The organism is Celerinatantimonas marina (assembly GCF_046054165.1).
Lineage (GTDB): Bacteria > Pseudomonadota > Gammaproteobacteria > Enterobacterales > Celerinatantimonadaceae > Celerinatantimonas.
On sequence record NZ_JBFNXK010000009.1, the window covers coordinates 57,175 to 79,580 of the forward strand.

Annotated in this window: 18 protein-coding genes and 1 tRNA gene; 3 read left to right on the top strand and 16 right to left on the bottom strand. The window is 46.2% G+C overall.

Features of this window, described 5'->3' with window-relative positions; translation table 11 throughout:
- Positions 1 to 396 precede the first annotated feature (396 nt).
- Positions 397 to 1,290 (top strand): LysR family transcriptional regulator, encoded by an 894-nt coding sequence (locus tag ABUE20_RS11430; RefSeq protein WP_408620130.1) that lies wholly within the window; start codon positions 397 to 399, stop codon positions 1,288 to 1,290.
- 46 nt (positions 1,291 to 1,336) lie between these two features.
- Here ABUE20_RS11430 and ABUE20_RS11435 read toward each other — a convergent pair whose 3' ends face one another.
- The 3 genes from ABUE20_RS11435 to ABUE20_RS11445 form a co-directional block, all read right to left on the bottom strand.
- Positions 1,337 to 2,344, bottom strand: coding sequence for a LacI family DNA-binding transcriptional regulator (locus ABUE20_RS11435; RefSeq protein WP_408620131.1), 1,008 nt, complete (start codon positions 2,342 to 2,344; stop codon positions 1,337 to 1,339).
- 67 nt (positions 2,345 to 2,411) lie between these two features.
- Positions 2,412 to 3,854, bottom strand: a complete 1,443-nt coding sequence (locus tag ABUE20_RS11440; RefSeq protein ID WP_408620061.1) for a 6-phospho-beta-glucosidase — start codon at positions 3,852 to 3,854, stop codon at positions 2,412 to 2,414.
- A 15-nt stretch (positions 3,855 to 3,869) separates the two neighbouring features.
- Positions 3,870 to 5,753, bottom strand: a complete 1,884-nt coding sequence (locus tag ABUE20_RS11445; RefSeq protein ID WP_408620062.1) for a glucose PTS transporter subunit IIA — start codon at positions 5,751 to 5,753, stop codon at positions 3,870 to 3,872.
- 926 nt (positions 5,754 to 6,679) lie between these two features.
- On the opposite strand from ABUE20_RS11445, the gene ABUE20_RS11450 reads away from it, so the two are divergent.
- Positions 6,680 to 8,071, top strand: a complete 1,392-nt coding sequence (locus tag ABUE20_RS11450) for an NAD-dependent succinate-semialdehyde dehydrogenase (protein ID WP_408620063.1) — start codon at positions 6,680 to 6,682, stop codon at positions 8,069 to 8,071.
- 96 nt (positions 8,072 to 8,167) lie between these two features.
- On the opposite strand, the gene ABUE20_RS11455 is transcribed toward ABUE20_RS11450, so the two are convergent.
- The 10 genes from ABUE20_RS11455 to ABUE20_RS11500 form a co-directional block, all read right to left on the bottom strand.
- Positions 8,168 to 8,485, bottom strand: a complete 318-nt coding sequence (locus ABUE20_RS11455) for a cupin domain-containing protein (RefSeq protein ID WP_408620064.1) — start codon at positions 8,483 to 8,485, stop codon at positions 8,168 to 8,170.
- 198 nt (positions 8,486 to 8,683) lie between these two features.
- Positions 8,684 to 10,321: a phosphoethanolamine transferase gene (locus tag ABUE20_RS11460; protein WP_408620065.1), complete on the bottom strand. Its 1,638-nt coding sequence runs from the start codon at positions 10,319 to 10,321 to the stop codon at positions 8,684 to 8,686.
- Complete coding sequence (locus tag ABUE20_RS11465; RefSeq protein ID WP_408620066.1) at positions 10,318 to 10,686, bottom strand: diacylglycerol kinase; 369 nt, start codon at positions 10,684 to 10,686, stop codon at positions 10,318 to 10,320. The genes ABUE20_RS11460 and ABUE20_RS11465 overlap by 4 nt, the downstream gene beginning before the upstream one ends.
- A gap of 319 nt (positions 10,687 to 11,005) precedes the next feature.
- Positions 11,006 to 12,433 carry an ATP-binding protein gene (locus tag ABUE20_RS11470; RefSeq protein ID WP_408620067.1) on the bottom strand — a complete coding sequence of 476 codons (1,428 nt, stop codon included), beginning with the start codon at positions 12,431 to 12,433 and terminating at the stop codon, positions 11,006 to 11,008.
- Positions 12,414 to 13,079: a response regulator gene (locus tag ABUE20_RS11475; protein ID WP_408620068.1), complete on the bottom strand. Its 666-nt coding sequence runs from the start codon at positions 13,077 to 13,079 to the stop codon at positions 12,414 to 12,416. Before ABUE20_RS11475 ends, ABUE20_RS11470 begins: the two co-directional genes overlap by 20 nt.
- Positions 13,080 to 13,082: 3 nt before the next feature.
- Entirely contained in the window at positions 13,083 to 13,721 is a 639-nt protein-coding gene (locus ABUE20_RS11480; RefSeq protein ID WP_408620069.1) for a tetratricopeptide repeat protein, read from the bottom strand.
- The gene (locus ABUE20_RS11485) at positions 13,718 to 14,572 is read right to left on the bottom strand and encodes an SDR family oxidoreductase (RefSeq protein ID WP_408620070.1); all 855 of its coding nucleotides are present in this window, start codon (positions 14,570 to 14,572) and stop codon (positions 13,718 to 13,720) included. Before ABUE20_RS11485 ends, ABUE20_RS11480 begins: the two co-directional genes overlap by 4 nt.
- Entirely contained in the window at positions 14,556 to 15,269 is a 714-nt protein-coding gene (locus tag ABUE20_RS11490; RefSeq protein WP_408620071.1) for an iron-containing redox enzyme family protein, read from the bottom strand. The genes ABUE20_RS11485 and ABUE20_RS11490 overlap by 17 nt, the downstream gene beginning before the upstream one ends.
- Positions 15,266 to 16,747: an AMP-binding protein gene (locus ABUE20_RS11495; RefSeq protein ID WP_408620072.1), complete on the bottom strand. Its 1,482-nt coding sequence runs from the start codon at positions 16,745 to 16,747 to the stop codon at positions 15,266 to 15,268. Before ABUE20_RS11495 ends, ABUE20_RS11490 begins: the two co-directional genes overlap by 4 nt.
- Positions 16,747 to 17,352 (bottom strand): thermostable hemolysin, encoded by a 606-nt coding sequence (locus ABUE20_RS11500; RefSeq protein ID WP_408620073.1) that lies wholly within the window; start codon positions 17,350 to 17,352, stop codon positions 16,747 to 16,749. The genes ABUE20_RS11495 and ABUE20_RS11500 overlap by 1 nt, the downstream gene beginning before the upstream one ends.
- 259 nt (positions 17,353 to 17,611) lie before the next feature.
- Here ABUE20_RS11500 and ABUE20_RS11505 point away from each other — a divergent pair.
- Positions 17,612 to 17,701 (top strand) — tRNA-Ser (locus tag ABUE20_RS11505).
- Positions 17,702 to 17,802: 101 nt separating this feature from the next.
- On the opposite strand, the gene xylA is transcribed toward ABUE20_RS11505, so the two are convergent.
- The 3 genes from xylA to xylB all read right to left on the bottom strand — a co-directional run bounded on the left by xylA (position 17,803) and on the right by xylB (position 22,391).
- A complete protein-coding gene (gene xylA / locus ABUE20_RS11510; protein WP_408620074.1) occupies positions 17,803 to 19,131 on the bottom strand; it encodes a xylose isomerase in 1,329 nt (442 codons plus the stop codon).
- 60 nt (positions 19,132 to 19,191) lie between these two features.
- Entirely contained in the window at positions 19,192 to 20,601 is a 1,410-nt protein-coding gene (locus ABUE20_RS11515) for a sugar porter family MFS transporter (protein WP_408620075.1), read from the bottom strand.
- A 329-nt stretch (positions 20,602 to 20,930) separates the two neighbouring features.
- Positions 20,931 to 22,391, bottom strand: coding sequence for a xylulokinase (gene xylB, locus ABUE20_RS11520; RefSeq protein ID WP_408620076.1), 1,461 nt, complete (start codon positions 22,389 to 22,391; stop codon positions 20,931 to 20,933).
- Positions 22,392 to 22,406: the final 15 nt, after the last annotated feature.

Genomic DNA, 22,406 nt, shown 5'->3' on the forward strand with positions numbered 1-22,406 from the left:
TACGCCATCAACATGACATAGAAAAGAGGGGTTGTCGCTTATCTTATGTGACATTTTAAAGTTCGGTTGATCTGAATCAAGATGCACCGAAAAAACAAATTTGGGGGGAAACACTATAAATACCAATTATTTATAGCATAATACACTATTACTAATCCTCTTGATGCCTCGATCGACTTCTCTGTCCCGGGTTCACAGGGATTCACCAGTCAGAATACGCTCGCTCATGCGCCACGCCAAACGCAGAGGCTCAAAGCTCCGAAGCCTTCATAATCGCCAATTTATGAATAAAATCACTTGCTTCTATATCGCAATTTTATCATTTTAAGAATATTGCCTGCTGTGATAACTTGGCGCTCATTCAACAGAATAATCGGGATGGATAACTCATCAATGATGCTGCGTAAAAATTTCGCCGACTTATTATCCTTTCAAGTCGTCGCTCGTGAAAAGAATTTTACTCGAGCTGCCGCTCAACTCCGGCTCTCTCAGTCAGCTCTGAGTCACTCGATTCGAGCCCTAGAGGAACGGATCGGAGTCCGTCTACTAAATCGAACCACTCGTCGGGTTTCTCTCACGTTGGCCGGGGAGCAGCTATTAAAAACTTTAGATCCCCATCTGGCTGAAATTGAAAATACGATCCAACAAATCGGTGCGAATCAGAACAGCCCTCGAGGATTAATTCGGCTCAGTACCACCGATCATGCCGCCAATACCGTACTATTGCCCAGACTGGCTCCGTTTATGCGCAAATATCCGGATATTCACATTGAAATCAATGTGCAGAACCGTTTTATCGATATTGTTTCAGAACGTTTTGATGCCGGGATCCGCTTTGGTGATGATATTGCTCAAGATATGGTTGCGGTCAAACTCACCGGTGACATGCGCATGGCACTGGTCGGATCACCTGAATATTTTAAACATCAACCGGAACCTAAAACCCCTTATGATCTCTCGGAACATTCCTGTATCAACCTGCGATTGATGTCGACTGGCAGTTTGTATAATTGGGAATTTAAAAAAGATAACCATGAATTCAGTGTTCCGGTCAACGGCGCTTTTACAGCCAACACCTCACAGCTGATTATTAATGCGGCCCTCAATGGTGTGGGGCTCGCTTATGTTCCGGAAGATTTAATCATGGACGATATTCAAACTGGGAAATTAGTCCACGTTCTCGAAGATTGGAGCCCCTATTTCCCAGGCTATTATCTCTATTATCCCAGCCGTCGCCAGCACAATACGGCCTTTTTGCTACTGCTGGAAGCCTTGCGTCATCATGAATAGTTTCCTTCCCCTTTCATCTTGCTGAGCAGAAAGGGGAACGATAAATTCAGGCATTCATTTGCGGGACACCCACCGAATCTCGCACAATCAATTCACCTTCAATCGCCTGCGTAGTTGCAGCCGGTGGCTCCCCTAGCAGATGTAATATAGCCTGTTCGACCATCGCCCGAATCGGCACATTCACTGTCGTCAATGACGGATAGCTATATCGGCTCATGGTACTGTTATCAAAACCAGCAATGGAGACATCTTCCGGGATCCGCAGCTTGGCTTCACGCAGTGCCCTCATCGCTCCGGTCGCCATATCATCATTACCCGCTAAAATGACTGTAAAAGGTACGTTTCGGGAGAGTAGCGTCTTGCCAGCCAAATAACCACTTTCGGTTGACCAGTCTCCGGGCACAATCAACTGTTCATCCGGTTCAATACCATATTCCTTTAATTTATCCAGATAAGCACTAAATCGAGCTTGGCCACTGGGCGAATGCGCTCGCCCCTGGATAAAGGCAATGCGCCGATGCCCTTGACTCAAGATATAGTCCATCATCGCCTGAGCACTTTGATAATGATCCATCACCACATAGTCGGAGTCGTTCCCGGGAAGTTGCCGATTAATCACCACAATCGGGGTTTGATTCTTGGCAATGATTTCTGCGAGCTCATCACCAGAGAGATATTCGGGATAAATTAAAATCCCGGCACAACGCATATCCAGCAAAAAATCGATGGCTCGACGCTCATCATCAGCACTATGCTTGCCATCGGCTAACATTAACTGATGCTGATACGTTTCACTGAAAGACGCCGCCGCATACACAAATGATGAAAAATAAGGGCCATTATATAAACCGTTGGTCATAATGAGTCCCAGCAGATTCGTTTTCTGAGTGGCCATCTGCCGAGCCAATAAATTAGGTCGATAACCGGTTTCTTCAATCGCTCGATAAACCAGCTCTTTCACTGCATCACTGACGATATTTTTACCGTTGAGCACTCGTGATACCGTTGCCTTTGAAACGCCCGCTTTTTTTGCCACATCAAGCATTGTGATCATGGTTGTCATCTGACCTTATCATTCCTATCAATCACAGAGCCGGATTAAAATCCGGCTCTGATATTATTTATTCAAGCTGTTCGCCATTTGAGGCGATTACATTTTTATACCAGTAAAAGGATTTCTTCCGGGAACGACGCAGAGTCCCGCTGCCATCATCATGTTTATCAACATAGATGAATCCATAGCGCTTACGCATCTCTCCGGTTGTAAATGACACCAAATCGATACATCCCCACGGGGTATACCCGATTAAATCGACGCCATCAACCGTCACCGCCTGTTTCATCTGCTCAATATGAGCCTTCAGATAGTCAATCCGGTAATCATCTTCACAATACCCGTTTTCATCGACTTTATCCAAAGCACCCAAGCCATTTTCAACAATAAACAGAGGAACTTCGTAACGTTCCCATAATGTTGCCAGAGAATAACGCAATCCTACCGGATCAATTTGCCATCCCCAATCCGATGCCGGCACATGTGGATTTTTCACTGAAAATTCACTGCTACCATCCATCAGATTTGCATTCGAGTGATGAGCGTCAGCCTTCACGGTATTTGACATATAATAACTCAAGCCCATGTAATCAGCTTTCCCGGCGGCCAAGATCAGCTCGTCATCGGCCTCCATTTTTATATGATACCCCTTAAGCGCCCACTCTTTTTTGGCATAACTCGGATAATGCCCTTTGACCATCACATCTGAAAAGTAGTAACGATCACGCATGGCCATCTGTGCCAACATAATATCATCTGGATTGGACGAATAAGGATATACCGGCACCATTGCGCACATACAACCTATTTTAAGTTCCGGATCCAGTGCATGCGCCTGTTGCACCACCTGCGCACTCGCCACAAACTGATGATGAACCGCCTGATACATGGCTTCTTCCGGATGCGGCTGTTGAGAAAATTTCACACCAGAACACAACCAACCAAAAATATCGGTGGCAACATTTTTCTGATTATTAATTTCGTTAAAGGTCATCCAGTATTTAACTTTATGTCGATAGCGGGCTATCACTGTCATTGAAAATTTCACAAAAAAATCAATGAGTTTTCGATCCATCCAGCCATTGTAGGCTGTAGCCAGATGCAGTGGCATTTCAAAATGGCTCAGTGTAATCACCGGCTCAATGCCATACTTTAGAAGTTCATCGAACAGATCGTCATAGTATTTCAAGCCCGCTTCGTTGGGCTGATCTTCATCGCCATTCGGGAAAATACGAGTCCAGGCAATACTGGTGCGAAAACATTTAAATCCCATTTCCGCCATCAGTCGAATATCTTCTTTATAGCGGCTATAAAAATCAATGGCCTCATGGTTCGGGTAAAAAGCATCCGGTTGGATCCCGTCCGTGATGGTTCGTTGCTGACCATGAGCCCCTGCCGTTACCACATCGACGACACTGATACCTTTTCCCTCTTTATCCCAGCCACCTTCCAGCTGGTGGGCGGCAACAGCGCCCCCCCATAGAAAATTCTCAGGAAATGAACTGCTCATTTAATTTCCTCTTTGTTAATGTGAAAGTTGTAAAACAGGTTGACCCAATGTGATGTTCTGCGCATCCGTCATCGGATTGAGCGTAAATTCATCACTATTGACCACTAAAAATGGGGTCGTTAAGTCATATCCTGACTGCTGAATTTTATCTTTTTCAAAATAAATCAATGGATCACCTGTTTTCACGCGATCGCCTTCGTGAACAACAGTGTTAAAATATTGACCTTTCAAATTTACCGTATCTAATCCGACATGGATCAAAAGTTCGGCCCCATTATCACTGGTTAATCCAACGGCATGCTGTGAATCAATAACCGAAGAAACAACCGCATCGCAAGGGGATTTCACGACCCCATCGTTTGGTGTAAAAGCAACACCATCCCCCAGCATTTTCTGAGAAAACATCTCATCATGGACCTGATCTAACGCCATTAATGAACCATTGACCGGACTGACTAAAGTTAATACCGCCGTTGCATGAGAACCTTGTGACTCAGGTGTCGCCGCAGATTCAACGCTATCTTCTTCGGGTTGCGGATCATCAAATCCCACCCAATACACCAGAATGATGGTCACCACAATCGCCACGATCGAGCCTGCTATTTCACCGATAAATGAACTGGGATTTTCAGCACTAATCGCATTCACCGTTGTTAAAATACTCGGAAGCCCGGCATACACATAATAATAGCTGCCAAATAAACTCACGACGACCGCACCGACCGCCCCACCGATACAACCGCAGACAAATGGTTTTTTCAGTCGTAAGGTCACCCCATAGATGGCCGGTTCAGTAATTCCGAAGACCCCGGTTAGCCCGGCAGAAAAACAAGTGGTTTTAAAGAGCTTGTTCCGACTGCGAAATCCACAGGCAAAGGCCGCCGCCATTTGTCCGATAACCGCAACAGTCTGAAAAGCCTGAAACGAATCATGACCGTAAACCTGGAAATTGGCAAACACCACTGGCGTGATCCCCCAGTGAACGCCAAAAATCACGATAATTTGCCAAACGCCGCCAATAACCGCAGCCGCCAATGGCGGAAATAAGGCATACAGCCAGTTGTATCCTTGCGCAATCCAGGTAGCAATTTCTGTAGTTACCGGACCAATCACGACCAGTGTCAACGGCACCATAATGGCCACACAGATCAACGGGGTAAATAAAGCTTTAACGACATCCGGTAAAATTCGTTCAACCCAGCGTTCAACCCAAGATAACCCCCAAACTAAAAATATCGGTGGTAATACCGATGAGGTATAAACCACTTTAGATAACGGTAATCCAGCAAAGGTGATCGATTGTCCCTGTGCAATCTCAGCCGCCATCTTGGCCCACTCTGGATTAATCAGTGCACAACAGCAAAAAACCGAAATAAATGGATTACATTTAAAATGTTTGGCTGCGGTAATCCCGATAAATACCGGGAGGAAACTAAAGGGGGTCCATGAAATAAAATTAAGAACATTAAAGGCCCCGGTATGTATAAATTCCGGGAAAGCCAGTTTCGACAGAATTAAAATCCCCTGTAGGATCCCAGCGGCCGCCAAAATATAAATGACCGGCGCAAAAATGCCTGCCATCGCCGCAATCAATGAATCCAGAATCCCTTTTTTTGCGACATTGGCACTGGCCATCAAACTCACATTGACCAATCCAGATATGGCCTCATAAACATCACCGACATGAGTTCCAATAACAACCTGAAATTGTCCACCTGCCAAAATAACTGTAATCACGCCCGGCAATTTTTTAATCCGTTCAACAGCCGTGTCCGGGCACGTTTTAAGCTCTAACCGAAGCCGGGTCGCACAACGGTTAATACTGACTAAATTAGCTTCTCCTCCTACCTCCTGGAGAATATCCTGTGCTAACTTCGAATAATCTCTTATTTTCGCCATGATGCCCTCTTTATTCGAATAAGTTTATGAAACCGATTTCAAACATGAATTTGAACCCATCGCTTTGCAACCGGTTTCAAATAGAGGTGTGCGACTGATCGCTATTTGATGAAGTTATTTGTAAGAAATGAGCGGCAAGATCACAGAATGTGATAAGCCTTAAAAACCATCCTGATAGGATCAAGCAAAGGTCATATCCGATGCCATTTATCCGGAGCACCCAGCGTCTTTGGGATGCGAAAAGCCATAGCTCTCGATACAAAATTACCGGCTGCGGGCCACCCCTGAAAATCGTGATCACGCAGCATCGATGCAGCGTCGTCATCTTTCTGGAGCTACCATTGGGACTCATGAGTTCTCGCTATAATTCATAACTTTTTATTACAACTCATTCCGTTGCATTACTTTAAATAAAACATTTATTCTACAAATAATAACCTGTTGCAAACATCGTCATACAAAATACAACCGTTACAGTTAATATAGGTGGGTTTAAGCTATCGCAAGCTACCTCATCGCCTTAATGATCCATATAACGCTAACGCGCGAAGATGACGGAAGCGAGAGCCAGCTCAAGTATTTAACAAGTTATTTATAAGATAATCACATATATTTAAAGACTTCTTGTATGTGCTCTATGTTCAGTGGTTGAGCATCTGATTCTGAACTATGTTTTCATCCCAATTACGGCCTGAAAGCATGATCTCAACTGTCTGAATAGGCCTTAGGAGTAAAGCTGAAAGTTAGCGGTGGTGAATCCGATAGAATTGCAGTGTTTGGCCACATTTATCTGCACATGGCCGACATGTTATAGCTGCTTCTCCCCTTTCACTTTCTGTCTGACTGCTGTTTATAACGATGGATGAAAGATTATCTCAGGTAATCACCGCATCCTAACAATAACGAGATAGATAAAGGAGAATGCCATGGCTTACGCCACTACCAATCCTTATACAGGGGAACTCATTAAAACGTTTCCGGATGCAACTGATGAAGAAGTCAGTCAGGCATTGGAAACCGGGCATGCCGCTTTTCTCGAATGGAAAACGACTAGTTTTGAAACCCGTCGGACAATTCTTCAAAAAGCCGCCGACTTGCTTCGTCAGGATTCCACCAAATACGCAAAATTACTCACTCTCGAAATGGGTAAACTCTTAGCTGAAGCCGAAGGTGAAGTTGAACTCTCCGCTAAAATTCTCGAATACTACGTCCAGAATGCCGAAAAACTTTTAGCACCGGAACCCCTTCCTGTTGAAGATCCAGCCGAAGGCCAAGCCGAACTCGTCCATGAACCGTTAGGGATCATTCTGGCCATTGAACCTTGGAACTTCCCATTTTATCAAATCGCCCGTATTCTGGCGCCCCAACTATCGGCCGGAAACGTATTGCTCCTTAAACACGCTTCGAACGTTCCCCAATGTGCCCATGCATTTGAACAACTAATGCTAGATGCCGGGTTACCGAAAGGTTGCTTTAAAAATCTGTACGCGACTCGTTCTCAAATCGAAATGATCCTGAATGACCGCCGGGTACACGGTGTGGCCCTGACCGGTTCAGAAGGCGCTGGGGCGATTGTCGCATCGCAAGCCGCCAAAGCGCTGAAAAAATCCACTATGGAACTGGGTGGCGCCGATGCATTTGTGATCCTAAAAGATGCCGATCTTCCCAAAACGACCCAGTGGGCTGTTTTTGGTCGTCACTGGAACGGCGGACAGGTCTGCGTTTCCTCAAAACGAATGATTGTCGTAGACGATGTTTATGATGAATTTTTAAAAGGTTATCAAGAAGGTGTAGCGGCTTTGAAAATCGGCGATCCGATGGATCCAGCCACTACTCTGGCGCCACTTTCATCCAAAGGGGCTGCTGATGAAGTGCGTCATCAGATTCAAGAAGCGGTCGCCCATGGTGCAACCGCAACTGAAGTTGGCCCGAAAGTTCCTGAAGATACCGCGTTCGTTCAGCCAACTATTCTGACTGGCTTAACACCAGATAATCCAGCCTACTACTGGGAATTCTTCGGTCCAGTATCCTTAATCTTTAAAGCCAAAGATGAAGCAGAAGCCATTGCCATAGCGAATGATTCTCCATTTGGTCTGGGGGGGTCCGTTTTCACTCAGGATCTGAAACATGGTAAAGAAGTCGCACAGCAAATTTCAACCGGGATGGTTTTCGTCAACCACCCAACCATGGTGAAAGCCGATTTGCCATTTGGTGGTATTCGCCGCTCCGGTTATGGCCGGGAGTTACTGGGCTTAGGCCTGAAAGAGTTTGTAAACCACAAACTGATCGACGTCGTTGATATCGATGCTCCATTCTAATGCTCCTAAATGATTCACCGATCAAAAGAGCCGCTGTTGCGGCTCTTTTCTTTGATAGATACCCGCATTGCAAGCAGGATAGATGCGGCCTTTAGCTCAGGCCATTGTGGTCCCCTCTTTTTCAGCATGGGCGACATAAACAGAATCTTCCAATGCGGCAATCGTATGCACCTTATCCTGAGGAATTTTTAATTTTTGTCCGGCCTGTAGTTGCTTGCGATTAATCGCTAATGTTCCCTGTAAGACTTCTATTTTTTCCCATCCCGGATGCGAGTGTGCCGGTAAAGCACACGCTTTAGCCATTTTGACAACATAGACCGCTTGAGCAATATCCTGCCGATGGATCACACTGAAAAAAATGCCTTCAAACTGGCTGGGTTGCCAGTGATCAATTTTAGAAAGATCAATCTGCATCAAACCTCCCTCCCCTCATAACGCCTCTCAAGACTGCGGATCAAGATCACCCAGTCTTTTATCATTCTCTTGTAAAGACAATACGCTATCGAGGAAGGCGGCGTCCATTCCAATCAATAGCTCCATCGCAACATTTTGCCGCGATGGAGCCTCATGAATAGATGAATACTGAACATTATCAAGACGAAGAACAGCTATTTAGTTCTTCCGACACCGAGAGAAGATGTCCTGCGCTGGTCGATATACCGATGTTTGCACATCCATAATCCCCAGTAACGAATCAAAGATGTTGTCTTGGCTCTGTCCACCTTCATCTGCAACTGATTTAAGACAACTACGATTTAATTGCTTCGCTTGGATCAAGCCATCAGAAAACCACATCATTAAAGGAACATGAGTTTGATACTTCGGCGCAAACCGGTAAGGTGCGCCATGCAGGAATAACCCATCTTCGCCTAATGACTCGCCATGATCGGATATATAAATCACGCCAACATTATAGTGATCTTGCAGCGATTTAAGCTTTTCAATCACCTGATTAAACACATAATCGGTATAGCGCAGCGTATTATCATAAGTATTCACGATCTCTTGAACCGAACAGTTTTCAATATCGGCTCGCTGACAATCCGGCTGGAAATGCGCCATTGACTTCGGATAACGCTGGAAATAAGTGGGACCATGACTGCCGATTAAATGTAGAAAAATAGCCCGGTTTCCCTTCATGGCATTAATTTCCTGATCCAAATCCGTCAACAGTGCCATATCATAACAGGTACGTCCATTACACAGAGGGTTACTCTTATCCACCGTTAATTCAACTTTCTGGATCCCTTGGGCCACATGTTTATCCCCCCCGTCATTTTCTTTCCAGAGGAGATCGATGCCAGCACGCTTCATAATATCGATCGCATTATCCTGATGATCGGCCAAATCTCGATCAAACTTCGTACGATTCATATGTGAGAACATACACGGAACCGAAATAGCCGTCGCCGTTCCGCAACTCGCTACATTTTTAAAGTTATAGGTCGACTGGCCCTGCGAATAAGGCGTGGTATTCCGTGCATAACCATTAAACGAAAAATTCTGAGCCCGCGCAGTTTCCCCCACCATAAAAATCAATACGGTTGGTTTTTGCTGTGCCAGTTGCAATGCTGCGGTAGATTGATGCGCGTCTTCTCCCAAAAATTGATAAGGAATCGGCGCCGAAAAATATTCTTTTCTCAGATAACGATAGCTATTGTGAATAAACGCTGTGGGTACAATCCGATCCGCAATAAAGCGATTATTACGCACAACCGAGGCGTAATCCTGATAAAAGAAGAAAGCAATCACCAGAATACCTACGACAGAAGCCGCAACATAAATGATTTTTTTCAGACAGAAAATAATGATCGATTCCCGCTTGATCGGCCACACCGCCAATAGATAAGCCGGAAGGATCCCCAGCAGCAAGAACCAGATAAACGAATAGGCGCTAAAATAAGACGAAGCTTCGCTGCTGTTAGTTTCAAACAGGTTACGGATCATCGACTTATCAAAGATGATGCCATAGTTAAACTCAGCGTAACTCAGCAAACTAGAAACAATCAGGATCAGAATAAAAAACGGTTTAATTAAATAAGGCCAGCTCAACACATTAAATAATATATTGAGTGCCAATATAAAGAATATCGGAACGGAAATAGCAAACCCAATACTAAAATTATCCAGGCTGGATAATATTTTATGGAGATCACTATAGACCGGGACATTCAAAATTAAAGAGAAAAATGTGGCTAACACCAATGTCATATTGGCATTAGATAACCGAAATCGTGCTAATAATTTCATCGTACGACCAGAATCAAAACCCAGGTAAGAATAGCCAGACAGATCGCAACCAACACCGCTGCTGACCCTAAATCTTTCGCTAAACCGCTTAACTCATGCCAATCCGGACCGATGCGATCCACCACAGCCTCAATCGCTGAATTTAGGAGCTCACAAATGATGACGCCCACCAAACTAGATATCATTAAAATCTGTTCCACCACAGTAACGGGCAGAAAAAAAGAAATAATAATCAATGGGATAGCGACCATCACCTCCTGACGAAAAGCAGCCTCATTTTTCCAGGCAAAACGAAATCCCTGAATTGAATAACGGGTTGCATAAATAATTCGGCTCACGCCAGTTCGCGTATGTGCTTGGTGCATAGCTACCTCCTTAACTTAAGCTATGGATCCTTGGCTCAATAAAACGATGGCAAGTTGTTGATTATTCTCTTCATCATAACAACCGCCATAGTTAGCCCCATATCGTAATAAACAACTCTTAAGATAAACTTAAGAAACAGCCCTAAATAAAAGATAGTTTAAAAAAATATGACAGGACATAAATTTGATAAAAAATTTTTAAGAATATGCTTTTTAAACAACATGTTATTTATACATGTTTAAATGGAATATGAGAGATTCCGTAGTCGATTGATGCCAAAATGAAAGTAAATTATTAGATTTATTTTTAATTTGGAACTTAAGTCGATTTTTTACTCAGAGTCACTAGGAACATGTTTTGCTGAACGATATCAAATGGCAACAGTTCAACCTGTCCGTGATGTAATTTAGCAATATCCCGGGTAATGGACATCCCCAACCCGGCCCCGTCTCCCCGGCTGGGTTGTGCTCGATAAAAATTGTTAAAGATCTGCAGTCGTACCGACTCCGGGATGGCTGGGCCAGTATCACTCACCCGAACCTCATAAGCAGCACCGATATCCCGGATATCAACCCGGATTTCACTGCCCATTCCCGAATAACGAATGGCATTATCAATGAGATTTGAAAACAAAACCTCCAGTAACGTCAAATCCCCTTCCATCCGTGACGATTCACTTTGTAAAACCAGTTCCTGCTGATTTTTTAATGCCACCGGAACCAAATACGCCATCACCTGTTGGACAACCTGCTGTAAATCCAGCGACCGATAATCCACCGAGCGAATGCCTTCAACCTTAGCCAACATCAATAATTGTTGAATTAACCGATCTGAACGCTCGATTCCTTGCAAAATATTTTGTAAATCATGTTGCAGTTCTTCCGGGGTACGACTGGACAAAGCATTTTCGGCATTGACCCGAAGAATCGTCAATGGCGTTTTCAGTTCATGTGCCGCCATCCGAGTGAAACGGCGCTCTCGCTGCCAAGCTTCGTTTAAACGATTCAGCAGTTGATTTAAAGTATCGACTAACGGTGCCAGTTCAAGTGTCGATTCACGGACCGTGACCTCATTGAGCTGATTGATATTCAATCCCCCAATCCGCTGCTGCAATTCACTGATCGGACGAAAATAACGATTAATTAAAACGATAAAAAATAGCGCTAATAGCGGGATCAACAAAAACATCGGTAATGTTGTGGAAATCGCCAGCTTATGCATCATGTCCTGACGGATCTCCTGCTTTTCAGCCACAATAATGGTGTCATTCTGGGCCAATGTCACCAAGGGAGCATGATAAAGGAAATAACGCCACCGCTCTCCATTTAGCTTAAAGTAGCCAAATCCAGACTGATGAATATGATCCAAAACCGGTTTAATCTGATAGTGAGAGTTCCACATCAGTTGCCCGTTCCGGTAAAACTGAACCAGCAAGTTGAGTTCATAGGGGTGACCCAGCCCAGTCAGACGATCATCACTCACTCGGGACTGCTGTGTCAGCTCATCCATCCAGTGATTCAAACGGCCCTGTAATTTTTGGCGCTGTTCTTCGGTCATATCCGGTAATGTCAGCAATAATTGCTTCGCCGAACGCCCCAAACGCGCATCATAAACTTCCATAATTTCATGGCGCGCTTCGAAGTAGCTAAAGACCAATGAAATCATCAGCAATGAAGTTGTCACCGCAACGACTGAAATAATCAGCCGCCGTTTGATAGAATAGATTTTACTGGGGTGATTTTTCAATAAGATAGCCGACTCCCCGAATATTCTTAATCGGAAAACCATTCAGTTTTTTACGTAGATTATGGATATGCACTTCGATGGCGTTTTCTCCGGCTCCTTCATCCCAACCGTACAACACCTGTTGTAACTGCTCTTTACTTTGAACCCGCCCAGCCTGCATCACCAGACTAGAGAGTAATTTAAATTCATGATGAGTCAGCCGAACAACTTCCCCCTGATAAGTGACCGATTGTTCGGTCATCGAAAGCGTCAAATCACCAATTGAAACCAGCGGATCACTATATCCCGACTGGCGTCGGATCAATACCCGCAACCGCGCCATCAACTCTTCCAGAGCAAAGGGCTTCACCAGATAATCATCCGCACCAGCATCCAGCCCTTTCACTCGATCATCGATGTCATCCCGAGCAGTTAAGATCAGGACCGGAAGCTGAAACTTCGCTTTTCGTAATTGAGCCAACACCTCCAGCCCATCGATATCCGGTAACGTTAAATCCAAAATAATACAACTAAATGATTCCATCTTAAGCGCCGAGAGAACCCCGGCGCCATTTTGGAGCCAATCTACGGTATAGCCACAGCGGCTTAATGAAGTTTCCATCGACTGGCCTAAAAGCTGGTCATCCTCAACCAAAAGTAGTCGCATAACTTATGACAATCCCTGTAATTTTTTCTGGATTTCGGCCCGGCGTCCTTGATCAGCAAGTGGTCGATTGGCACGAGGAGCAGCCTGTAAGGCTTTTAAGAAATAGCGCTTAGCCTGTTTTTTATCCCCTTGATCCAGTAAAAAATCAGCATAGAAAAAATTACTATCCAATCCATCCGGATTCATTTTTAAGGCTTGTTTGAGTAATTGTTTGGCTTTTTTATCGCTGCCAAAGCCAATCGGCCAACCCGGAACCTGATAATACAACGCACCTAAGCTGGTATAAGCCGAACCGGATAAAGTTGAAGGGGCTGTATCGATCACCTGCTCTAGCAGTTTTTTAGCTTCTTTGACCAGTGATAAAGCCCCAATACCGCCTTTACTCCCCGCCAGCGAACTCAAATTAATCGCCAGCCAGACTTGAATTTCCGGATGTTCCGGCATGTTCTGGAGATCTTGCCGATTCCGGGCCACCAAATCCGTTAAACAACTCTGCTGAGCTTTATCTTTATGCACCTGATACTGACAAACCGCCCACTGGTGCTGCAAATATGTAAGTTCCGCCTCAGGTGAAAGCGACTGTGCCTGCACCCCATAACTCAGAGTGAATAAACCTAAGAAAATCACCCAATATTTTTTCATCGGAATAACTCCTTGTGATGAGCGGATTTATTAAGATGTAACGGCTCTTTATGGCCCACTTCATCCATATACAACGACAACGTAGGAAACTGGCGGCGGATCTGTCTGGAAACCACATCCGGCAACAACTGGTTAATTTTGGCGAACAGTTTCTCCGGCCAACCGATCCAACGACTTGAAGTTTCCGACACAAACATCTGCGCGATAATTTCAGCCACCGTTTCCGGTGCATCCTCACGATTTCCGAGAGAGGCATTCATCTGCACAATCAACGGCTGATTCAGTGGGGTCCGGGTCGCCCGGGGAGCCACATACAACACCCGAACGCCTAAACCGGATAATTCCCGATCCAGCGCCTCACTAAATCGATGTAACCCCGACTTCGCGGCACAATAACAGCTATATCCGGGATAACCGATAGACCCAAAAGTAGAACCGACATTTAAAATAATTCCAGGGCGATTCATGTTAGGGAGCACCATATGGCACACTTCAATCGGCGTAATTAAATTCAGTTGTAACTCCTGTTCGATGTCGGAGAGTCCACGACGTTCAAACCAGTTAAATTCATAATGACCAGCATTATTGATGAGGCCATCGATACTCACGCCCTGCGTTTTAAGTTCAGTCAACTGGGTATCAAATTGACGCCGCCCCTCAGTCGTTGCCAAATCAGCTTCGATTAAATAATGAGGTCCACCGGGAAGATCGCGCTGCAATGCATATAATTTTGCCAGTGAGCGCCCGACTAAAACCAGATTGACCTCTTGTAAGGCAAATTGATGTGCAATGGCAGAACCGATCCCACCACTGGCACCGGTCAAAATAATCGTCTTATGCGCTAACTGCATGGGAAATTCCTACTGGTTCGTTCAAAGATGATGACGCTACCGGTAACTGACGAAGCATTTCACCATACAGGTGAAAAACCCGGTTGGCTGAATCAATGATGACCTGTTGGTCCAAAGGCGATTCAACACGATTCATCAATCGTTCAAAAAGCTGAATATGTTCCTGATCAAGCGTACTGTGCGAGGTCAGATAGCTCATTGCGGCTTCTGGTAAATCAAGCCGATGGCGGATCAACTCAGCCATATTGCCTCCGATGCTGACGCTGGTTCCTTCCAGAACCCAGACCATTCCAAATAACGCCAGAGGATTATGTCGGTCAATTTGGTGATAGAGATAAGCCACCATCAATTCAATCGGCCAACCCACCCGGCCTTCTCCCTGGTTATCCCGGACCATCTGCGCATTAGCGCCCAGAGCCGCGATATCATCTAAAATCCATTCATGATGGCCGCTTTCTTCTTCAATATATTCACCGATAGCCTGTCGCAACCATTCATATTCTTCAGACAATCGTCCACCACAGGCCATTAACAGTGGCACCGTATGTTTAACATGGTGATAAGCCTGAGTCAGAAACTGACGATAACTTTCCTTATTAATGAGACCTTGCTGACAGGCCGCCAAAATCGGAGCCTGTAGCATTTGCTCGCGTGCTTTTTGGGTTTCCTGTTTAAGGATAGTAAAAAATAAGCTCATCGCAGTGTTTCCTCATAAAAAGGCGTTGTAGATCCAATCATTAAATGATCGGCTAATAATTGATGTAGGTGTTGGCAAGGTTGCTGACCCACTGCAGGGATCCGATGACGAACCGGACGTCCATTTGCCGTAAACCAGCCTTCCTGAACAGGCCACTGGTTCAGTACTCCAATTTCTTTAATCTGTGCGTAATCGGGTAAATTCGTGTTGAGCTCGGCAATCGCATCCTGAACCCGACCCGGATCCGCATGACAAACCCAAGCGCTTAAATGCGGCTGACCTTCCCCAACGACAATCATTCGGCTCAGCTCAGGATAAATTTGAGCTTCAGATTCAATCCATTCCGGTGAAATATTGCGGCCAAAGCTGGTAATCAAAATATTTTTACGCCGTCCCAGAATGGTGATGAATCCCTGCGCATCAATCTGTGCCAGATCACCGGTGGCTAACCATGGTTCAGTAAACGGTTGCCCTAAATATCCCAGTGCTTTAGGTCCACAAACTTCCAGCTCTCGCTGTTCATTCACCCGGACTTGTAAATGAGATAACACCTGACCACTGGTTCCGGCTTTGTGATGTAACGGCGTATTCAATGTCACGACCGAACCGCATTCCGACAGTCCATAACCTTCATAAACCGGAATGCCTAAATAACGCGCCTGATCGATTAACTTAGCCGAAACCCGGGCACCACCGACCGCCACAAAGTCCAGTGAATAAGCCAACTGCGGCTGCTTTGCGACCAGATGTAACAACAACTGTAAAATCGCAGGCGTCAAGACCAGAGAATGCGGTTGATGTTGTTGCAATGCCTGCGCAAACCGCGCTGGATCCAACTGGCTGGAACCAATCAGTCCCACCGATTCACCGCTGAGTACCACCGTGGTTTTTCCAAGCCACAACGGCACATAAATCCCGGTAATATTTTCGAGCAACGTCGATAACGGCAACATCACCAGATGCTTGGTCACGGTAGTCTGATGCTCAATGACCGATGCCAATTGCATGCACACTTCATCTAAATGGGTTGCACTTAAGCAAACCCCTTTAGGCATCCCACTGGAACCGGAGGTAAAGGTCAATTTAGCCGTTCCCGGCAGCCATTGTTCCTGACTCTCTGCAGAAGGATGATAATCTTCGGTCACCTCACTATCCCAATCACCGATAAGCAGATCACAACCACTTTGAGCCAAAATATGCCGAATCTGATTGTTTGAGAAAAACATAGGAATAGGCACAATCGGGATCCCAGCGACCATGGCAGCCAGATCCGTCACCACCCAATCCAGATTGTTTTCACTGCGCAGTGCAATACAATGGGGAGCCTGTTCCTGCAGATAAGCCACCTGATCTAAAACGCGCTGATACAACTGCGAGTAAGAAACTGAAATCAACTGTCCCTGTTGCTCACAAATCACCGCCGGATAATCGCCACGATTCATCGCATGTGCAGCTAGTCGAGTGATTAAAAGGCACATTATTGAACCTCCCGTAACGAAGCGATGGGAGACTCGGGATACAGATATTGAACGCCTTGAGCCAGCAATCCTCCCATCACCTGAGGTCGATGCTGGTAGTAATCGCCCCACTGCTGAGGATTCGCAACGGCATCCGCATGAGCAGCAGCTAAAATCTGTGGTTTTAATCGCATCCGTTGCATCAGGGCTAATAGCGGTCCGGTCGCGGTAAAAATGCAACTCCGGTATCCCATCGTCAGTAATTGACGTGCCATCAGATAAAAATGAGCCCGGGAAAAACCGGATGAAAAAGAGGCAAGCTGACCGAATTCAATCAACTGTTCACGAGCAACTGTTTCGCCTAAAGCCGAGGCAATCAAGGTCTCCGCCGGAGCATCCAGATACTGTTCAAGAAACAAAGGTTCATCGGCCGCACAGCGGATCCCACACACCGAAACCAACTGCTGCTGTTGAAAAAGGGCTAGATAGACCGGCATAAAAGTTTCAAGTTGTGCGTCAAAAGCACATTGATAACGCTGGGTAACATAAGCTTCGATCATCGATCGATAGGGATGCTCTTGAGAAATTGTGAGCAACTGAAGTGGTGCCTGAAACTGACTCGTCATAAGCGCTCTCCTACAAACGTTGGAGATAGCTTAAAAAGTCAAACTTAAGAAAGACTTAAGATAACTATTTTTTTAGTATGTTTTTTATAATTTATTGTTTTTTATATATTTTTAAAAATAAAAAATACTGAATTTATGGCCGTTTCTCAGCGTTGAGAGCACCATTGAGGGCCAATTCTGAAAGATAAATTTTTAAATGATTAACCTCACTTAACTCATTGTATTGCACACTAAAAAGCGTAGAATACCTCCCCATTGCGGAGAGGTGCCAGAGTGGCCGAATGGGACGGTCTCGAAAACCGTTGTGGAAGCAATTTCACCGAGGGTTCGAATCCCTCCCTCTCCGCCAATTTAATCTTCACTTTCACTGACCTGCATGTTTTATCCCAATCTCATTAAGATAAACAGGCTGTGGACGCCAGCCATCACCGACGCCCTCATTTATTTCAATTACAACTTAGCGTGATAAATCACCCGATTCACTACATTTTCTAAATATTCCTGCTGACCCGATACCGGCTCCGGTGCGATTGCATGTGACAACGAATAATCAGCTAATGCAGCCAATGAAAAGTCCCCCTGCATAATTCGCTGACCCAGCGGCCGCTCCCACCCGGCATAACGCGCTTGCACATGCTGTGCTAGTTTTCCGGATTCAATTAATTCTGCCGCTTTCAAAAGTGCCAGCGCCATGGTGTCCATACCACCGATATGCCCATAGAATAGATCATCCGGATCAATAGAAGGCCGTCTGACTTTTGCATCAAAATTCAATCCTCCGGTGGTAAACCCACCGTGTCGGAGCAATTCGTACATCATCAACGTATTTTCTTCGACGCTATTTGGGAACTGGTCGGTATCCCATCCGGATTGAGGATCGCCTCGGTTCGCATCAATCGACCCCATGATCCCGAGGGCATTGGCCATCGCCACTTCATGCTGGAAAGTATGCCCGGCCAAAGTGGCATGGTTCGCTTCAATATTGACTTTCACTTCATCTTCCAAATGGAATTGTTTTAAAAATCCATACACCGTGGCCACGTCAAAATCATACTGATGTTTGGTGGGCTCCTGCGGTTTAGGTTCGATCAAAATGGTACCTTTAAAGCCAATTTTATGTTTATGTTCGACCACCATCTGCATCAATCGACCTAACTGTTCCCGTTCATGACGCAAATCAGTATTCAACAATGTTTCATAGCCTTCACGCCCGCCCCATAACACATAATTTTGTCCGCCCAATTTCATGGTGGCATTCATCGCATTGGCGATCTGAGTCGCTGCAAACGCGAAGACTTCTGGATCGGGATTAGTCGCTGCACCATTGGTATAACGCGGGTTCGTAAAGGCATTGGCGGTTCCCCACAACAGTTTTACTCCAGTCTGCTGCTGTTTTTCGCCCAGCACATCCACCATACGCGCCATATTTTCGGTAAACTCTTTAATCCCGGCACCTTCCGGTGCCACATCCACATCATGAAAACAATAGTAAGGCGTGTTCAGTTTTTTAAAGAATTCAAAGGCAACATCCGCTTTCATAAGCGCCATAGCCATTGGATCGCCCGGTTGCTGCCAGGGGCGTTTAAAAGATCCGCTCCCAAACATATCCGCACCAACCCAGGCAAAGGTATGCCAGTAACACACCGAGAATCGCAACTGTTCCTGCATTGATTTTCCCAGCACCTGACGCTGAGGATCATAGTAGCGAAATGCGAATGGATTCTGACTTTCCGGGCCTTCATATTTAATTTGATCGACGTTTTTAAAAAATTCACTCATTTTATTTACCTCGTCATGATTGATTCTTAACGCCCCGCCAATACTGTGGCGGGAACAGAGTTAAAGAGCATGGGAATGATGGGATGCATGGGACGATTCCGACTCCCGTGTTGATTTTTTGTGCCAGAGACTTTCGAGCTGTTCCAGTGAGCGGCCTTTGGTTTCAGGCACCCATTTGTAGATGAAAAACACGGTAAATAGGCCCATGACACCGTATAGCCAGAATGGAAATCCGCCATTAAACGCCTGATAGATCCAACTACTTTTGGCGTTCATCATCGGGAAGGTTTGTGAGACAGCAAAATTCGCCAGCCACTGGGCAAATACAGCGATAGACAGCGCTTTGGAGCGGACATTATTCGGGAAGATCTCGGCCAGTAGCACCCAAGTCACCGGCCCCAGCGATAGTGCAAACGCGGCAATATAAGACAGCACGAAAATCAGCAGATAACCCCCGATAGCATTCAGGTAAGCCGCGGTGCCAATCACAATGATACTGACCGCCATCACCGCAGCCCCGACCATCATCAGAGGGCGGCGGCCGAATTTATCCACGGTTAAAATAGCGATCACAGTGAATGAGAGATTAACGGCCCCCACCAGCACCGTCTGTAGTAGTGCCACATCAATCGATGAGTGACTGAATCCTTTTAAAATCACCGGAGCATAATATAAAAAGACGTTAATCCCGGTGATCTGCTGAAACACGCTGAGCAGAATACCGATCACCAGTAATCCGATCAGTCCCTGTGCCACAATGCTGCCTTGAGACTGTTGCATGGAATTTTGGATCTCTGTCCACTGTTGTTTAGCCTGTTCCGGTGAATTCAGACGATTCAGCAGGGCCTGTGCCTGTTGGTCTCGATGCTGAAGCGCCAACCAACGAGGAGTTTCGGGCACGATAAACAGCAACCCTAAGAACAACCCGGCCGGGATAATTTCAGAGCCGAACATATAGCGCCAGCCCACCTGATTCAGCCAGCTGTCAGGGCCCAACAAAGCAATGCCATAGTTGACAAAATAGACCACCAGCATGCCGAAGATAATCGCAAACTGGTTACAGGCCACCAGTCCACCTCGTTTTCCCGGTGGCGCAATTTCAGCGATATACATCGGTGAAACCATCGAGGCGATGCCGACACCTAAACCACCGATGATCCGGTAGATCACAAAGCTCCAGTCACTGCCAGCTACTGCCGAACCGATGGCCGAAACCAAAAATAAAATCGCCGCGATGATCAGTGCGCCTCGCCGACCGTAACGACTACTGAGCATTCCGGCCAGCAACGCCCCGAAAACACAGCCAATCAATGCCGACGAGGCTGCAAATCCCAGCTGTGCCGGCGTCAGCTGAAAGTAAAACTGTAATGCTTCTGTTGCACCCGAGATCACGGCCGTATCATAGCCAAACAACAAACCACCAAGTGCAACCACTAATGTCAGACCAAGTACATGTGTAGGGGTTTTCATGTTTATTCTCCATGAATTAATGGTTACCTGTTCATCTTAAAAGTCCGCCTGAAGGGGCGAAATTATGTTTATCGACAACCGCTTTACGGGATTTGGTTAATGTGAGCTATTACAAATTTTTCACGTTTCAATAACCATCGATAAAGATTATGGAATTAACAATGTTAAATATCTTATTGTTTAGTAAGGAAATATTTTAAGAAAGCAAGATAACCAAGGAGGATTTTTACGTCATTGCTACAAAAAAGAGACAGGACAGCTCAGCAGTGAATGGTTCGGATACTCTGGCAAGTTCAACTTGCCAGAGTAATAGGCCAGATGACTAGCACTTATGAGTAAAGTGATTGGATCGCCGGATAGAGTGCCTTAAATTTCTCACGCCGAGCTTGCAAGCGCTGATGATGCTCCAGATGCACAACATGACGCGCCAACAGTGGGGGTTGAGGGCAGCCATCGGCAATCTGTAGATCAGGGTTCACGCCCAACATGGCCAGTCGCGCCGCGCCCAGCCCCGGGCCGACTTCACCACCAGCCCGATAGGTCATTTCCATACCTAACACATCGGCCAGTAATGCGCGCCAATAAGCACTTTGGGCTCCGCCCCCGATAAGAGTCACTTCATTGGGCACAAACCCGGTTTGATGAACAGCATCCACCCCATCGGCAAACGCAAAAGCGACCCCTTCTAACACAGCTTGCACTAATTCTTCGGGGCCGGTTTGATGCGTCAACCCAAAAAACACACCTTGAGCATTCGGGTTGTTATGAGGCGTCCGCTCACCGGATAAATAAGGCAAAAAGATCACTGAATTCTGCTGTAATCGCTCAGACTTAGCCTCCACAAGTTGTAGTAATGTCGCTACGCTCTCTGTGCCGGTTAACCGACACGCCCAATCCAGACATGAAGCCGCACTTAAAATCACAGACATCATGTGCCAGGTTTTGGGGATCGCATGACAAAAGCAATGTAAGGCCGCTCCCGGATTGCTACGTACACCGTCACTCACGGCAAAATAAACACCAGACGTTCCCAGTGATAGCATGGCTTGCCCCGGTGAATGGATCCCAACTCCCAACGCACCGGCTGCATTATCTCCCCCTCCCGCAACCACGGGCACCCGGTTCATCCCCCACTGCTGAGCAATATCATCGCGCAGGTAGCCGGTAATTTCCGGCCCTTCATATAAAGTGGGCATTTGCTCCCGCGTCAGCCCCGTTGCACCGAGTAAGGTGTCATCCCAATCCCGGCGGGCTAAATTAAGCCATAAGGTTCCGGCAGAATCGGACATATCACTGGCATAATCACCGGTCATTCGATATCGCAAGTAATCTTTAGGTAGCAACACCTGATCAATCTGCCTGAAAACATCCGCTTCATGCTGTTGCAGCCATTTCAGTTTCGGGGCCGTAAATCCCGGCATCATCATATTACCGGTCCGTTCCCGACTATCCGGAACGCTCTGCTCTAGTAACCGACACTGCTCGGCGCTGCGGCCATCATTCCATAAAATCGCCGGACGAAGCACCTGTCCCTGCCGATCCAGCAGCGTTGCACCATGCATCTGCCCGGATAAACCAATCGCCTGAACGCGTTTTAGATCGACCTGCTCCGATAATGCTGCAATCGCCTGCCCGGTCGCCTGCCACCACTGCTGTGGTGACTGTTCACTCCAGAGTGGATGGGGCCGATCAACTTGCAACGGCGCACTGGCGCTAGCGATAAGAACACCGGCCTCATCAATTGTGATCACCTTGACCGCCGATGTGCCTAAGTCAATTCCCATATACATCTTGAAACTCCCGCA

What these genes read in the sequence shown, in the direction of transcription:
- ABUE20_RS11430 (WP_408620130.1), top strand. Translation starts at nt 397, where the DNA reads ATGCTGCGTAAAAATTTCGCCGACTTATTATCCTTTCAAGTCGTCGCT.
- ABUE20_RS11435 (WP_408620131.1), bottom strand. Translation starts at nt 2,344, where the DNA reads ATGATCACAATGCTTGATGTGGCAAAAAAAGCGGGCGTTTCAAAGGCA.
- ABUE20_RS11440 (WP_408620061.1), bottom strand. Translation starts at nt 3,854, where the DNA reads ATGAGCAGTTCATTTCCTGAGAATTTTCTATGGGGGGGCGCTGTTGCC.
- ABUE20_RS11445 (WP_408620062.1), bottom strand. Translation starts at nt 5,753, where the DNA reads ATGGCGAAAATAAGAGATTATTCGAAGTTAGCACAGGATATTCTCCAG.
- ABUE20_RS11450 (WP_408620063.1), top strand. Translation starts at nt 6,680, where the DNA reads ATGGCTTACGCCACTACCAATCCTTATACAGGGGAACTCATTAAAACG.
- ABUE20_RS11455 (WP_408620064.1), bottom strand. Translation starts at nt 8,485, where the DNA reads ATGCAGATTGATCTTTCTAAAATTGATCACTGGCAACCCAGCCAGTTT.
- ABUE20_RS11460 (WP_408620065.1), bottom strand. Translation starts at nt 10,321, where the DNA reads ATGAAATTATTAGCACGATTTCGGTTATCTAATGCCAATATGACATTG.
- ABUE20_RS11465 (WP_408620066.1), bottom strand. Translation starts at nt 10,686, where the DNA reads ATGCACCAAGCACATACGCGAACTGGCGTGAGCCGAATTATTTATGCA.
- ABUE20_RS11475 (WP_408620068.1), bottom strand. Translation starts at nt 13,079, where the DNA reads ATGCGACTACTTTTGGTTGAGGATGACCAGCTTTTAGGCCAGTCGATG.
- ABUE20_RS11480 (WP_408620069.1), bottom strand. Translation starts at nt 13,721, where the DNA reads ATGAAAAAATATTGGGTGATTTTCTTAGGTTTATTCACTCTGAGTTAT.
- ABUE20_RS11485 (WP_408620070.1), bottom strand. Translation starts at nt 14,572, where the DNA reads ATGCAGTTAGCGCATAAGACGATTATTTTGACCGGTGCCAGTGGTGGG.
- ABUE20_RS11490 (WP_408620071.1), bottom strand. Translation starts at nt 15,269, where the DNA reads ATGAGCTTATTTTTTACTATCCTTAAACAGGAAACCCAAAAAGCACGC.
- ABUE20_RS11495 (WP_408620072.1), bottom strand. Translation starts at nt 16,747, where the DNA reads ATGTGCCTTTTAATCACTCGACTAGCTGCACATGCGATGAATCGTGGC.
- ABUE20_RS11500 (WP_408620073.1), bottom strand. Translation starts at nt 17,352, where the DNA reads ATGACGAGTCAGTTTCAGGCACCACTTCAGTTGCTCACAATTTCTCAA.
- xylA (WP_408620074.1), bottom strand. Translation starts at nt 19,131, where the DNA reads ATGAGTGAATTTTTTAAAAACGTCGATCAAATTAAATATGAAGGCCCG.
- ABUE20_RS11515 (WP_408620075.1), bottom strand. Translation starts at nt 20,601, where the DNA reads ATGAAAACCCCTACACATGTACTTGGTCTGACATTAGTGGTTGCACTT.
- xylB (WP_408620076.1), bottom strand. Translation starts at nt 22,391, where the DNA reads ATGTATATGGGAATTGACTTAGGCACATCGGCGGTCAAGGTGATCACA.